Source organism: Bacillus sp. NMTD17, assembly GCF_002998735.1.
In the GTDB taxonomy this organism is placed as follows: Bacteria; Bacillota; Bacilli; order Bacillales; family Bacillaceae; genus Bacillus.
This window is the reverse complement of sequence record NZ_PVRH01000006.1, coordinates 111,834-126,458: the sequence shown is the minus strand read 5'-3', so window position 1 is coordinate 126,458 and position 14,625 is coordinate 111,834. Positions and strand designations below refer to the sequence as shown.

The 14,625-nt window shown below is 43.9% G+C and carries 12 protein-coding genes; 10 read left to right on the top strand and 2 right to left on the bottom strand.

The window, feature by feature from the left end; all coding sequences use genetic code 11:
* Positions 1-26 precede the first annotated feature (26 nt).
* Positions 27-1,031 (bottom strand): NADP-dependent oxidoreductase, encoded by a 1,005-nt coding sequence (locus C6347_RS16760; RefSeq protein WP_060595742.1) that lies wholly within the window; start codon positions 1,029-1,031, stop codon positions 27-29.
* A 108-nt stretch (positions 1,032-1,139) separates the two neighbouring features.
* Positions 1,140-1,529 (bottom strand): YfmB family protein, encoded by a 390-nt coding sequence (locus tag C6347_RS16755; RefSeq protein ID WP_060595743.1) that lies wholly within the window; start codon positions 1,527-1,529, stop codon positions 1,140-1,142.
* Between the two features lie 221 nt (positions 1,530-1,750).
* Between C6347_RS16755 and C6347_RS16750 the strand changes: the two genes are divergently transcribed.
* The 10 genes from C6347_RS16750 (at position 1,751) to C6347_RS16705 (ending at position 14,621) form a co-directional block, all read left to right on the top strand.
* Positions 1,751-2,098 (top strand): YflT domain-containing protein, encoded by a 348-nt coding sequence (locus C6347_RS16750; RefSeq protein ID WP_060595744.1) that lies wholly within the window; start codon positions 1,751-1,753, stop codon positions 2,096-2,098.
* 962 nt (positions 2,099-3,060) lie between these two features.
* The gene (locus C6347_RS16745; RefSeq protein WP_106037189.1) at positions 3,061-3,717 is read left to right on the top strand and encodes a class I SAM-dependent methyltransferase; all 657 of its coding nucleotides are present in this window, start codon (positions 3,061-3,063) and stop codon (positions 3,715-3,717) included.
* A gap of 343 nt (positions 3,718-4,060) precedes the next feature.
* Positions 4,061-4,786 carry a GTP cyclohydrolase II gene (locus tag C6347_RS16740; protein WP_106071871.1) on the top strand — a complete coding sequence of 242 codons (726 nt, stop codon included), beginning with the start codon at positions 4,061-4,063 and terminating at the stop codon, positions 4,784-4,786.
* Between the two features lie 33 nt (positions 4,787-4,819).
* Positions 4,820-5,623: a formylglycine-generating enzyme family protein gene (locus C6347_RS16735; RefSeq protein WP_106031354.1), complete on the top strand. Its 804-nt coding sequence runs from the start codon at positions 4,820-4,822 to the stop codon at positions 5,621-5,623.
* A gap of 4 nt (positions 5,624-5,627) precedes the next feature.
* A complete protein-coding gene (locus C6347_RS16730; RefSeq protein ID WP_106031353.1) occupies positions 5,628-7,385 on the top strand; it encodes a WD40 repeat domain-containing protein in 1,758 nt (585 codons plus the stop codon).
* 283 nt (positions 7,386-7,668) lie between these two features.
* The gene (ribD, locus tag C6347_RS16725; protein ID WP_060595748.1) at positions 7,669-8,751 is read left to right on the top strand and encodes a bifunctional diaminohydroxyphosphoribosylaminopyrimidine deaminase/5-amino-6-(5-phosphoribosylamino)uracil reductase RibD; all 1,083 of its coding nucleotides are present in this window, start codon (positions 7,669-7,671) and stop codon (positions 8,749-8,751) included.
* A 116-nt stretch (positions 8,752-8,867) separates the two neighbouring features.
* Positions 8,868-11,201 carry an exosporium glycoprotein BclB-related protein gene (locus tag C6347_RS16720; RefSeq protein WP_181185480.1) on the top strand — a complete coding sequence of 778 codons (2,334 nt, stop codon included), beginning with the start codon at positions 8,868-8,870 and terminating at the stop codon, positions 11,199-11,201.
* Between the two features lie 138 nt (positions 11,202-11,339).
* Complete coding sequence (locus tag C6347_RS16715; protein WP_106071870.1) at positions 11,340-12,938, top strand: sensor histidine kinase; 1,599 nt, start codon at positions 11,340-11,342, stop codon at positions 12,936-12,938.
* 3 nt (positions 12,939-12,941) lie between these two features.
* Positions 12,942-13,640, top strand: coding sequence for a response regulator (locus tag C6347_RS16710; protein WP_066031780.1), 699 nt, complete (start codon positions 12,942-12,944; stop codon positions 13,638-13,640).
* 3 nt (positions 13,641-13,643) lie between these two features.
* On the top strand, positions 13,644-14,621 hold the full coding sequence (locus C6347_RS16705) for a tripartite tricarboxylate transporter substrate-binding protein (RefSeq protein ID WP_066031176.1): 978 nt from the start codon (positions 13,644-13,646) through the stop codon (positions 14,619-14,621).
* Positions 14,622-14,625: the final 4 nt, after the last annotated feature.

The window sequence follows — 14,625 nt, the reverse complement described above, 5'->3', positions numbered from 1 at the left end:
CCTTCCACATGGAGGGTCCTTTTTTATTATGAAATTTTGACAAGCTGTTTTCCGACATTTTCCCCTTTAAATAGTCCAAGGAATGCATCAGGAATGTTGTCAAAGCCTTCAATGATTGTTTCTTTATAAGTCAGTTTGTCTTCTTTAACCCATTGTGCGAGATCTCTTGCAGCCTCTTCAAAACGATCTGAATAGTTGGCAACAATGAAGCCTTGCATCAATGCGCTTGTTTTAATGAGTTTTGTTTGCACACGCGGTCCGATGTCCTCGCTTGCGCTAATGTTATAAGACGAAATCGCGCCGCACACTGGAATACGTGCAAAGCGGTTCAAATGATTCATCACGGCATCAGAAATTTCGCCGCCAACATTGTCAAAATACACATCGACGCCGTTTGGACAGGCCTTTGCTATGGCATCATCTAAATCATTTGTTGTTTTATAATTAATCGTTTCATCAAAGCCTAGTTCTTTTAAATAAGCCAGCTTATCATCAGATCCCGCAATCCCAACGACGTGAGCGCCTTTGATCTTAGCAATTTGTCCCACAACGGAACCAACGGCACCTGCGGCTCCAGAAATGACAACGGTCTCGCCTTCTTTTGGCTGGCCAATCGCAAGAAGTCCGAAATAAGCGGTTTGCCCTGGCATGCCTAAAATTCCTAAATAATAGGACAATGGCGCAATGGATGGATCAATTTTAGTCAGAGATTCAGCTTTGGCTGTAGAATATTCTTGCCAGCCAAGGAATCCAAGAACAAAATCCCCTTTTTCAAATTGAGGCGATTTGGATTCAACGACTTCTCCGACAACACCGCCCTGAATCACTTCATTTAGCTTGAATGGAGGTGTATAGGATTTTGTATCCTGCATTCGTCCTCTCATATAAGGATCTACAGAAACATATTTCGTTTGAATCAAGACTTCGCCATCTTGCGGCACAGGTATATCGACTGTTTCAAAATGAAAAACATCTTTTGTAGGTAATCCTTTTGGACGTTTGGCTAATTGAATTTGCTTTTGTTGACTCATGTCAAATCCTCCCTTTCACTTGCAGCCTAGATTTACATTAACATGATGCTTCTTTTCATTCAAAACATACGGTCTTTTTCAAACACATACAAAAAAGCAGCCGCCATCTCATAGATGAGGACTACTTTTTTGGAAGTCAACAGAGAGGAGCGGCGGCAGACAGCCAAACAGCTGATACGCGTCCGCATCACGTTCTTTTAACAAATATTCGTTCGCATTTTGCATGGAGGCTTTCATCATATCGCGCGTCACAAAAGGAAAAAGGATATTCAAGTATGAGGACAACAGGTCTTGTGGATCTTGTTCAATCGACTCGATATCTCCAATGTTAATGATGATTGAAAAGAGATAATCAATGGAGATGCGAAAGTGCTGTTCAGCAAACAATGTAAGCGGCTTTGCTTTTGCTTCTTCAGGATTCCACTTCTGAAAAAGCTGTTTCACCAAATCACTGACAACCCAAGCATTAAACTGCTGCTCCGCTGAAAAGTAATACATCAGCTCTACCTCATTTCTAGCCTCCAGTATAAGAATTGTACAACAAAACAGCAGGAATGAATACAATATTTCAGAAAATTTAGTCATTTTTTCGGGCTTTTTGTCAAAAATAAGCCAATAGGCACGGTTAGTACACAATGTAAAATGGATGTGCTCAAGGAAGGTTTAATGACAAAAGTGACGGGTAAAAGATTCGTAAGACGCTAAAGGAGGAATATAAAATGAAACCTGTTGTAAGAGAGTATTCAAATGATGAGACACTTCAAAGAGATGTAGAGCAATTAAAAGCACTCGGTGTTGCAAGAGAGGACATTTATGTTCTGTCCCATGACGATGATCGTACAGAGCGTATTGCTGGAAATGCAGATGCTAATACGATAGGTCAAAGAGAAGTTGGACTTAAACATGCTGTTGGGAACATCTTTAGTAAAAAGGGCGATGAGCTCCGAAATAAAATCCATGAAATTGGTTTCTCTAAAGAAGAAGCTGAGAAATTTGAAGAACATTTAGATGAAGGAAAAGTCCTTCTCTTTGTGACAGACCATGAAAAAGTGAAAACTTGGGCATAAACGCCAACTGAAAAAAGCCTCTTACTTTCGTAAGGGGCTTTTTTTCATGCCGATATCTCTGAAGGAGAGAACACATCTTTTTTACTATAATAAGAAAAAATAGCAGATTGGAATAAACAGTAAATCATCTAATTGAAAATGCAGATATACCAAAGAAAATGATAGGAAATGAGAAAAGAATAGTCAAAATTTCACAAAAATCCATTCGGGAAATAATCATTGTATCTTTCGATTTTGTTTCAAAATGTAATAAAAATCTTGTGTAATTCAGTAGATAAATTTCTTAGTTCTATTGGTTTATGTTGTATTTTTGTGTAGAAATAAGTGTTTTGAGGTCAAAAAACCACGAAAAATACCTGTATTTTCAATTAGAAAATTCATTTTAATGTTTAGGAAATAACTTGTTGACAAAATAATCTAAAAACAATATATTTGGCTTATTCCAGTCATTATGGAAGTAGTTGTTAAATTTCTGATGGGTTTATTCAAGGCACATTCTAGTGAGAGGTGGTGTCATAAAACCAAGGTACAAGCGCTTTTAAGAGAAAAAGCTTGCTTGGAATATTTCTACTAAAACATAAGAAAACGGTCTTTTACAATGGTAGCCGATCTAAACAGTAGATTGACCTTTCTACTATGATCACTTTGCAAGAGATATTCAAAAGGCGTTATGTTCTTGTCCAAGAGAGAAAGCGGTTTCAATAAGGGCTGTGAGTTGATCGAACGGTGAAGGAGGTGAACTCATATGAAAAAAAGAGACAATAAGCTGAGGCGCTGCAGCTCTCAAATGGCTGCATATGAGGATGCATGCTGAAAAAGAAGAGTGAACATGTGGGATGCTTCTCTCCTTTTTCAGAAAACAGATTTTCCTAAAAAATCCATCTTTCATTTTAACATAAGGTTTTTGGCTTGAAAATGACCTTTGCCCGAAAAGCCGATTTTGAATAGAAGGAGGTCCTGTGATGAAAAAAGCTTTATATCATGAAGACAGTGGGTTGTATCTAGAAAAAATGCGTATGGCATTTCAAGAACATTATGAAAAAAGAACAGATATGTGGTCTACTGATCCATCCTTAACAGATGCAGCCGTGATGTCATTAAAGGCATGGCATTCACGGGAAAAGAATGCACTTGCTTCTGTGCTCGATATCGGGTGCGGGAACGGCCGGGCACTTGAACATTTAAGGGGGCTTTCTGCATATGTCGGTATCGACCTGTATGGGCATGAGGAGTGGGAAGGATTACAGAAAAGAGAAACGGTTCCTGTCCATTTTGTTCATCAAGATTTTATGTCCTGGTCGATGGATCAGGGACGCGGGATGCAGTTTGATTTAATTTTAGATCATGGCTGCTTTCATCACCAGCATCCTGATGATCATGAGCGTTATTTAAAACAGGTCTCCTCTTTGCTTCATGAAGGCGGCGTCTTCTCACTTGTTGTATGGGGAGAAGAGTGGAGAACAGGGTTAATCGGAGAAGATGGCCGTTTCCACTTTTCATTTTCAGACTCTCAGCTTGGAGAAAGAATTTGTTCATCAGGTCTGGAGCTTGTATCGATTACACCATTAAAAGCAAAGGCCGGCATTAGCCAGCATCATGTCATTGCCGTCAAAATCTAGTACAAAGGTGATCACTCAAACCTAGCAGAGGTGTTCATTCTAATAAAGAGCATGCATCATGTAAGAATCGAAAGGCGTTAACATCGTATGAACCAAGATTTCTGCTCCTTTGTACTGGACAAGACCTAGATTGAAACATCGCTAGAAGAGCTGGGAACGGAGACATTCTTGCGACAATCAGGGTCTGAACGATGAGAGGAATCGCACATCCATATTCTTTTTAGGCATGAGTGCCGCTTGAAATAGGAGCACATATGCTAAGGGAGTGCGGACACATATTCATCACTCCATCACTGCGCTATGAGAGTCGATTTGGGTGCAGCGATGAATAGGGGGGAGACAAATGAACAAGTTTGTAGATGAATTACAATCAATGATTCATCATTTTACCTTTCAAGAAAAAAACTATTTGCTCGTGGGGCCAGTGAACCTGCCGATCTCCATTCAACATGAAGAAGTGCCATTTAAATGGTATGCCTTCGCACCTGTTGAAGGGGAGACAAAACCAACGATCGAATCTATTGTCCAAATGAGTACCGCGCAGCAAACCTTTTCCTCTTGTCTCTTATTTGGCGACTTTGAAAATGAGGTGCCGCCGCTAGTGCGCATTCATAGTGTCTGCCAAACAGGGGATGTGTTTGGGTCACTGAAATGTGACTGCGGTCCACAGCTTGCGTTATCGCTGAAGAAAATCACCGATTACGGTAAAGGCATGCTCGTATATATGGCCAATCAAGAAGGGCGGTCAATTGGGCTGATGGCGAAAGCATTGACGTATAAATTACAGGAAATGAAGCTGGATACTTTTGAAGCCAACCGCCTGATTGGCTGCGGAGATGATGACCGGCATTACGAGGAGTCAGCGGCTGTTCTGCACTATTTAAACAAAGGGAAACCAATGCACCTCCTAACGAACAATCCAGATAAAGTCGATTCCATTGCTGCTTACGGTCTTCCTGTATTGCGATTTGATCATACGGTCGAAGCTTCTCTCTATAATGCAGCCTATTTGAAGGCAAAAGCAGCCTCAGGGCATATGGTCGATGAGAAAAAATTAATTAATCAGTAGATGAGTTTACTTTAAAGAAGGCGGGAGAAAAGCGTGAAACCTGAAATCAATTGGATTCAAATCCCAAGCGGCTATGCAACGATTGGAAGTAATGAAGAAGATATGAAAAAGGCATCAGAATTCTGGAAGGACAAGCTTCTCAATCCAACCTACGGCCGTGAGAAAAAATTTCAAAAATGGCTGTACAAAGAATTTCCATCCTATCAGCCGTATATCAATGAATTTTTTATTTCAGATACGGTCGTCACCAATGAATGGTATCAAAGCTACTGTGATGAAACAGGCCAGGCGTACCCGGAGAGCTTAACGAATCAAGAGCTTGGTGGCGGGAAAGATCATCCGGCTTGGGGCATGGATATCGAGGAAGCCTTCTCGTTCTGCCAGTGGCTGAGCGGGAAACTTGGGATAGACGTGTCGATTCCTACTGAAGAAGAATGGGAATATGCTGCCCGGGGAAATACGAGAAATCAATACCCGTGGGGAGATGAGTTTGATCCTTCTTTATGTAATACGTTCGAATCAAATATTGAAAAAACGACGCCTGTCCGTCAATACAAAAAGGGCAGATCCTTATTTGGTCTTTATGATATGGGGGGCAACGTCGAGGAATGGGTCAACACCAAATATCATGTATACGAAGGCGGCATCGAGGTCGTAGATGATTTAACGGAGACGCTTGGCAGTAATTACTACATTTTAAAAGGCGGCTCCTTTGCAAGAGGCGGAGATTTATGCAGAGTCGCCAGAAGACACGGGAAGCATCCAGATCCCGTTTTCCGATTTACTGGTTTTCGTATAGTGACTCGTCAAAAACAACATATAAAGGTGGGAGTGTAAAATCATGCATAGAGGACCGATTACATCTGTTTTATCAACTCAGCAGGACCAAATTGTTTACACTGGCGGCTATGACCGTTGTATTTATAAGTGGAACCGGGCAACAGGAGAAGGAACGTTTATTGGAAGTCACGAGCATATCATTAACTCTTTATCTCTTTCTGAAAACGGAAAGTATTTAGCGAGTGCATCGTCAGACTACACCATTCAATTGTATGATACAGGTACTCATACTCGAATTCGCACCCTGTTTGGTCATGCGGATGATGTAGAAGCCGTCGCCTTTGCCAAACAGGATACCTTACTAGTATCGGTGTCTAGAGATAGAAGGTGCTTAGTGTGGGATATCGAAACAGGAGCTATTTTAAGAGAATTCCATGGACATAGCAAAGATGTATTAGCTGTATGGATACATGGAGATAAAGCTTATACAACAGGTGATGATGGCTACGTTCTTGTATGGTTGTATGATACAGGAGAAATTGTAGGAGAAATTGGTCCGTTTGATTATGAGCTGGACACAATCAGCGGCAGCAATCAAAAAGAAGTGTTCGCACTTGGCAGAGACGATGGCACCGTCATTATTTATGATGCGGTTACTTTACAGGAGAAAAAAATCATTAAAGCCCATTTACAGGGCGTCAAGCGGGTGAACTTTTCTCCAAGCGGCAATTACTTGCTGACAGCAGGCTATGACCATTTAATTAAGCTGTGGAATTATGAAACAGGGGATTTAGTCGATACGTTGCTGCCTCATAAATATCAGTGGGAGCGTTCGCTTGTCTGGACGGAAGATGAGAAATCCATCCTAGGAGCCAGCTTTGGAAAAACGTATTGTGAATGGTCTATTGAAAAGGGAAAAGTTGTATCAGATGAGATTGAAATGGCGACACCATCTATTAATGATATTGCGCTGACTGATGCGGGAGATATCATCACAGCATCAGATGACGGAAAATTCAGAAAGAACGGGATTGAAATCGCTAAATCGACAGGCGTTTTAACAAATGGAGTGGCTGTCGCACGAGATGGAAGCTATTATGCGTGGGGAGATCATGCAAGTCAGGTGCATATTGTTCATGAATCATTACAGCAAATGGTTTCGTTTGATCTCAACACAGGGCCGGTCAACAGTGTGTATTTCCACGAGGAGGATCGGCAATTCTATATTGGAACTTACGGCGGTTATGTACATGTCATTTCGACAGAACATTTAAAGGAAATTGGCCGTTCCAAAGCACACGATTGTGCTGTTAAAGCATTAAAAGTAGAAGGAGATCATATCATCACAGCCGCGGTAGAAGGAACCATCTGTCTTTTAGATAAGAAGAGCTTGTCTTTAAAAGCGAAATATATCGGAGCGACAGAGCTGTTAAATGATGTATTCATTGATAGTAAAAGAGATCGTATTGCCATTGTCAGCCGTGACAAGAATGTGAGATTGTTTGATTTGCATACAGGAAGAATTTTAGACCAGCATAATGAACACCAGTATTCTATTAAATCTGTCTCTGTCACAGACTCTGGCTATATTGTGAGCGGAGATTATTGGGGCTATGTCGTTGTGTGGAATCCAGAGCTAGATGTCAATACCGGCCCAATTAGAATTGCCAAGAATGGGATTAGTGCCATCAGACAATTAGGCAATGATGTATACGCAAGCTCATATGACGGCGGGATTTATCATATTCGAGAAGATGGCACACATACTGAAGTACTGCGCTTATTTGAACAATTTCCGAAAGAAGTAATCTCTCATTAAGAAAAAGAATGTAAGCGGGGGATTCTCATGATAAGTGTTTGCAAGGAACATATGAAAAAAGGCCTGACTGTACTCAATTGTCCGCATGTGCTCCTCATTAATAAATATGAATTACGCAAATGCTGTTTTTGTAAACAACGAGCATCATATAAACTTTTTTATTCCTTGCCTTACTATGATCGATCTGAAAAGAAACGGATGGAAAAAATATAGCACATGAGAATAGAACTCCTTCATTTCCTGAAGGAGTTCTTTCCCTTGAAAGAGAAGAAAGGAGACTCACATGAAAGACGATGTTTTTTATATGAAGCTGGCGATTGCCAACGCAAAGGCAATGAAAGGGCAAACCTCCCCAAATCCGCTTGTCGGTGCAGTCATTGTACAGCAAGGTGAGATTGTTGGGATTGGTGCTCACATGAAGGCGGGCGAACCTCATGCTGAAATTCATGCGCTGCAAATGGCAGGGGAAAAGGCAAAGGGAGCTGACATGTATGTGACGCTTGAACCTTGTTCGCATCATGGGAAAACGGGTCCTTGCACGGAAGCCATTATCAAAAGTGGTGTGAAACGTGTAGTCATTGCGACGCAAGACCCAAATCCGCTTGTCGCAGGTAAGGGGGTTACCATGTTGAAACAAGCAGGGATCGAAGTAGATGAAGGAATATGTAAACAGGAGGCGGATCGCTTAAATGTGCCTTTTTTTCATTTCATTCAATCAGACCTTCCTTACGTCATCTTAAAATCAGCCATTTCGTTAGACGGGAAAATTGCAACATCTCATCTTGAAAGCAAATGGATCACAGGAACAGAAGCGAGGAAAGAAGTGCAGCAATTGCGTCAAGAAGCCGATGCTGTGATAACAGGTGTCGAAACGATTATTCAAGATGATGCAGGTCTTATTGTGAAAGATTCAATGGCGACCCAGCCCATTCGTGTCATTTTAGATTCCACATTAAGGATTCCGCTTCATGCGAAATGTTTAACAGATCATATGGCCGAAACCATTATTTGCACCTCGCACATGTATGATCAGAAAAAGTATGAACAGCTGGTAGATAAAGGGCATCAAGTCTATGTCACAAGCGGAGAGCAGCGGACAAATATTCATGACGTGTTACGAATGCTGAAGGAACGTTCTGTCATGTCAGTTCTCGTTGAAGCAGGAGGAAATGTGAGTGCGTCCTTTTTAGAAGAATCACTAGTCAATGAAGCCGTCATTTATATGGCACCTTTATTAATCGGTGGAAAACATGCACCTACTTTTTTTGAAGGAGAGGGGGTGAAAAAACTAAAAGAAGCGATCCGTCCAGCAGATATTGAATATAGTATGGTTGGAAAAGATATCAAAATGACAATAAAATTCTAATAAATGTAAGACTTTGTGCATCGAGCGCAAGGTCTTTTCAATACTTCTTGATAAAAATAAAAGTGTACATACACCTTTCCAAGGAATGATGAATACGATGGATGGGGGGTGATTCCATGAGAAGATGTAGACAATGCGGAAAGACATATCCAACTCATTCGACAGACCACTACCAAAAAGGAAGCTGGTATGATGCGTATAAGGATGACGGCTGGGAATGTGATAGTTGTAAGAAAGGGAAATCTGGAAAGCCAGGGAAACCAGTGAAAAATCCTTGCTGCGGAAAAGATCCTTGTGTTTGTGTGATTCAAGGTCCGCCAGGCGGGAGAGGAAGAAGAGGCCCAGCAGGTCCAGCAGGTGCAGTGGGTCCAGCGGGTCCAGCAGGCCCGGCAGGAGCAACTGGAGCCACTGGTGTAGGCTTAACGGGCATCGTGGCATTTGATCCAGCGGTAGCCCCAACCTATCCAGTAGGTCAAGTCGTGACATTCGATGGAAGTACGTATGTGGTGAATTCAGCGCCGCCAACAGGTACGCCAGGTACGTCACCAGATTATACATTGTTAGCAGCTGCTGGTGAAACGGGTGCAACCGGAGCAACAGGTACAGGAGCGACCGGTGCAACAGGAGATACAGGTGCGACTGGAGTTACCGGAGCAACCGGAATCACAGGAGCCACAGGAGCAACAGGTACAGGAGCAACCGGTGCAACAGGAGATACAGGTGCGACTGGAGTTACCGGAGCAACCGGGATCACAGGAGCAACAGGTACAGGAGCAACCGGTGCGACAGGAGATACAGGTGCGACTGGAGTTACCGGAGCAACCGGAATCACAGGAGCCACAGGAGCCACAGGTACAGGAGCAACCGGTGCAACAGGTGATACGGGAGCGACTGGAGTTACCGGAGCAACCGGGATCACAGGAGCAACAGGTACAGGAGCGACCGGTGCAACAGGAGATACAGGTGCGACTGGAGTTACCGGAGCAACCGGAGATATCGGGGTCACCGGAGCGACCGGAGTAACGGGAGCAACAGGAGATACTGGAGCGACCGGAGTCACAGGAGCGACCGGAGATATCGGGGCCACCGGAGTCACAGGAGCAACAGGAGATACTGGCGCCACCGGAGATACCGGCGCCACCGGAGATACCGGCGCCACCGGAGTCACCGGAGCGACCGGAGTAACGGGAGCCACAGGAGATACTGGCGCCACCGGAGTCACAGGAGCCACAGGAGATACCGGAGTCACCGGAGCGACTGGAGTAACGGGAGCCACCGGAGATACCGGCGCCACCGGAGTAACGGGAGCAACAGGAGATACTGGCGCCACCGGAGTCACAGGAGCCACAGGAGATACCGGAGTCACCGGAGCGACTGGAGTAACGGGAGCAACAGGAGATACCGGCGCCACCGGAGATACCGGCGCCACCGGAGTCACCGGAGCGACCGGAGATACCGGAGTCACAGGAGCCACCGGAGATACCGGAGCGACTGGAGTAACGGGAGCAACAGGAGATACCGGCGCCACCGGAGTCACCGGAGCGACCGGAGTAACGGGAGCAACAGGAGATACTGGCGCGACCGGAGTCACCGGAGCGACCGGAGTAACGGGAGCAACAGGAGATACTGGCGCCACCGGAGTCACAGGAGCAACAGGAGATACCGGAGTCACCGGAGCGACCGGAGTAACGGGAGCAACAGGAGATATCGGGGCCACCGGAGTCACAGGAGCAACAGGAGCAACAGGAGCAACAGGAGCAACAGGAGCAACAGGAGCAACAGGAGCAACAGGAGCAACAGGAGCAACAGGAGATACTGGCGCCACCGGAGTCACAGGAGCGACCGGAGATACCGGCGCCACCGGAGCGACTGGAGTAACGGGAGCAACAGGAGATACCGGCGCCACCGGAGTTACAGGAGCAACCGGAGCAACTGGATCGAGTGCGATTATTCCATTTGCATCAGGTACCCCTGCTGTCTTGACTACAATTGCAGGGGGTCTTGTCGGAACTTCTAGTTTGGTCGGCTTTGGTAGCTCTGCAACAGGCGTTAGCATACTAGGTGGTATCATCGATTTAACAGGAGCAGCAGGTACTCTTTTAAATATGGCATTCTCTGTACCAAGGGATGGCACTATTACTTCATTTGCCGGATACTTTAGTACTACGGCAGCATTGGCTTTAGTCGGCACGAGTATTACAGTGACAGCTAGCTTATTTGCTTCACCGACACCAGATAACAGCTTCACTCAAGTAGCGAGTGTCACGTTGGCACCACCATTAACGGGGATTTTAACTATTGGTGCTATTTCAAACGGAATCGCTACCGGCCTGAATGTGCCAGTTACAGCAGAAACAAGATTACTGGTTGTTTTCTCTGCGACTGCAACAGGCTTATCTTTAATTAACACTGTAGCAGGCTATGCGAGTGCAGGCTTATCTATCACGTAATTGAAACAGGGATGACTCGATTTGAGTCGTCCTTTTTTGTTTGAATGAATTTTCTCTTAACTTCGTAAGAAAAAATGATATGATTTTCTTAGAGTCTAGTCGATGAATCTACTTGAATTAGGGGTTGTAGCGGTGAGGATGGGCAAAAGGAAAGTCACTTTACAAACGAAAATTTTGGGGTTAATTATCGGGCTTTTGCTTGTTGTCATTGCGTTATTGACCATTTGTTTTGGTTTTCTGCAGACATCAGAAAGGCAGCGGCAAGCTGAACAGCTGGCGGTGCAAACCGCTAGAACAATCTCATATATGCCGCCCATTAAAACATCGGTGGGCACCTCATCAGTGTCTGAGTATGAAGAACAGGCAGTGCTTGAGCAAATGAAGGATCAAGTCAGAGCACATGCCATCTTCATTACCAATCAAAAAGGGAAGGTCCTTTTTCATACGAATCATGAGAATGTAGGAAAAACCATCAGTGTATTTAGAGGAAGAAGTACCCTGCTATTTGGGGGAACCTCCATATCAACGGGTGATTCTAATGGTGAAATCGTTGTCAGAGGCAGTGCCCCGATTATGAAAGAAACAGGCAAGCATGAAGAAATTATTGGCACAGTCACCGTCGAATTTTTAAAAAAGGAAATTGATCAAGCGACAGCCCATCAACTAATCAAGCTTAGCTATATTGCCCTTTTTGTGCTCTTGCCTGGTATATTCGGAGCGATTTTTTTAACAAGAAGTATTCGCAAAGATACATTAGGGCTTGAACCGCACGAAATTGCTTCATTATTTCGAGAAAGAGAAGCGATGCTGCTTGCTATAAAAGAAGGGATTATTGCATTTGACCGCAAAGGCGCGATAACGATGATGAATACATCTGCTGAACACATGCTGCGCGTTTCATCCGAGCTGCCGCTTCATATTGACCAAGTCTTGCCAAAAGCCAATCTCCTTTTCTATTTAAAGGCAGAAACGATTGAACCGAACATCGAAACCGTCGTCAATGATAAAACCTATGTCTTAAATGTGAAAAAAGTGGTCCAGGACAATCGAGTTTTTGGGGGAATTGTGAGCTTCCGAGAGAAAACAGAGCTGACGAAGCTGCTGGATACATTAACAGAGGTCAGCCAATATTCAGAAGACCTGAGGGCACAAACGCATGAATTCTCAAATAAGCTGTACGCCATTTTAGGTTTGCTTGAGCTGAAGCAAGTGGATGAGGCCATCGACTTAATAAAGGAAGAATATACGCTGCAAAACCGTCAGCACGATTTACTCATGAAGCAAATTCGATCTCCTAAAATACAAGCCATCTTACTCGGCAAGTTAGGGAAAGCATCTGAGAAGAAGGTTCATTTCCACATCGATGAAAATAGTTCATTGGAGCCGCTTCCAGCACATTTAAGTCTATCTCACTTTATTATCATCATTGGTAATCTTGTAGATAACGCCTTTGAGGCCGTACTAAATAAGGAGACGCGCGAGGTAAGCCTGTTCATTACAGATATTGGGTTTGATATTATCATAGAAGTATCTGATTCAGGTGATGGAGTAAACGAGGAAGAACTTTCACATATTTTCACAAGAGGCCATTCGTCAAAGGGGGAAGGACGAGGCTACGGGCTAGCGAATGTGAAAGAAGTGTTGGACGAACTTGGGGGCTGGATTGAAGTGACGAACCAAAAAGAAGGCGGTGCCATCTTCACTGCATACATACCGAAAGGCACAAAGGGGGAATAAATGGTGATGAAGGTACTCATTGCGGAGGATGATTTTCGAATCGCAGCCATTCATGAATCTTATATACAACAAATAGAAGGATTTCAAATCGCCGGAAAGGCAAAGAGTGCAAAAGATATGTGGGAGGCGCTCCAAAAGGAACAAGTCGACCTCATCTTGCTTGATGTATATATGCCCGATGAGCTCGGTACAAACCTGTTGCCGCTTTTAAGAGAACACTATCCAGAAATAGATGTGATTATTATCACGGCTGCAACAGAAACGACACTTTTAAGAGATGCACTTCATTACGGAGTGGTTCATTATTTAATCAAACCAGTGACCGCACAAAAGTTTGCGCAAGTTTTAACCGAATATAAAGAGAAGAAAGACATCATCAATTCTAAGGATGAAGTCAATCAAACGATGATTGATTTGTTTTTTGGACAGATGCAAGAAGAGCCAAAAGAAAAGGATGGCAGGGACCTGCCTACAGGGATCAATTCGCTGACTTTGGACAAGGTGAAAACATTGATGGCATCAGAGAATAATGGGATTACAGCGGAAGAACTCGGAGAAAAGATGGGGGCTTCACGCACAACAGCGAGACGGTACGTCGAGTATCTCGTGACAACAGGAGAATGCCGGGCAGAGCTTGCGTACGGAATCATTGGCAGACCAGAACGGAAATATTATCCTGCCATAAAGCAAGCGGAGTCATAAAAGATGAAAAAAGGAATATGCCTTGTCATTATGATCTGTCTTTGTATGACGCTCACCTTTAATGAAAAAAAGGGAGGCGACTCTTTCCTGCAGCACAGCCCATTATATATTGTGGTGTCTGGTGTCCCTGATGGCGGCTTTGACCAAACAGCTCAAGTGATGAAATCAGTGCTCGAGAAAGAAAAGCTGGTGAAGCGGCCGGTGAATATCCTTTATCAAAGAGGCGGAACGGTGGATAAAGGATGGACATATATGATGGAGCGAGATACCAACTATGTTAGTTTGAATTCAAGCTTATTGTTAAGCCGTAATTTGCTTGGCAGCAGTAACATGACAATGAACGATGTCACACCGCTCGCCATTTTGGCAGAAGAGTGGCAGGTCGTCGCAGTCCCAGTGGATTCTCCTTTCTCAAATGGGAAGGAGCTATTAAACTCACTAAAGAAGAAACCCGATTCCTTAAAAATTGGATTTGCCCCAGACTTCGGTAATGATGATCAAATCTCATTCGCACGAGCGGCAGAAATGGCAGGAATTGATCCATACCGCATTCAATTTTTGAAATTTGACAGTGCAGATGATTTATTCCAAGCGCTCATAGATCATGAAGTCGATGCAGCAACTACCACGATTACAGAAGTTCGTCATGATTATGAAAAGAAGAGGCTAAAGCTAGTAGCAACCACAACGAATCAGCGTTTAGCGGGATTTGAAGATGTGCCGACTTGGAAAGAGCAAGGCATCCCGCTCATCTTCTCTCATTGGCGTGGTGTGATGGGCCCAAAGCAAATGAATCAGCATGATATTCGTGAATGGGATCAGCTTCTTCAAAAAATGACACAAACGAAGTCCTGGAAAAAGCAATTAAAGCAAAAGGGCTGGACAAGTCGTTATATGAACAGCAAAGAGGCAAAGATCTTTATGGAGGAGCAATTAAGGCGATATGAGCAGTTTATCCAAGGAGAACAAGCGGTCGAGTGAGACC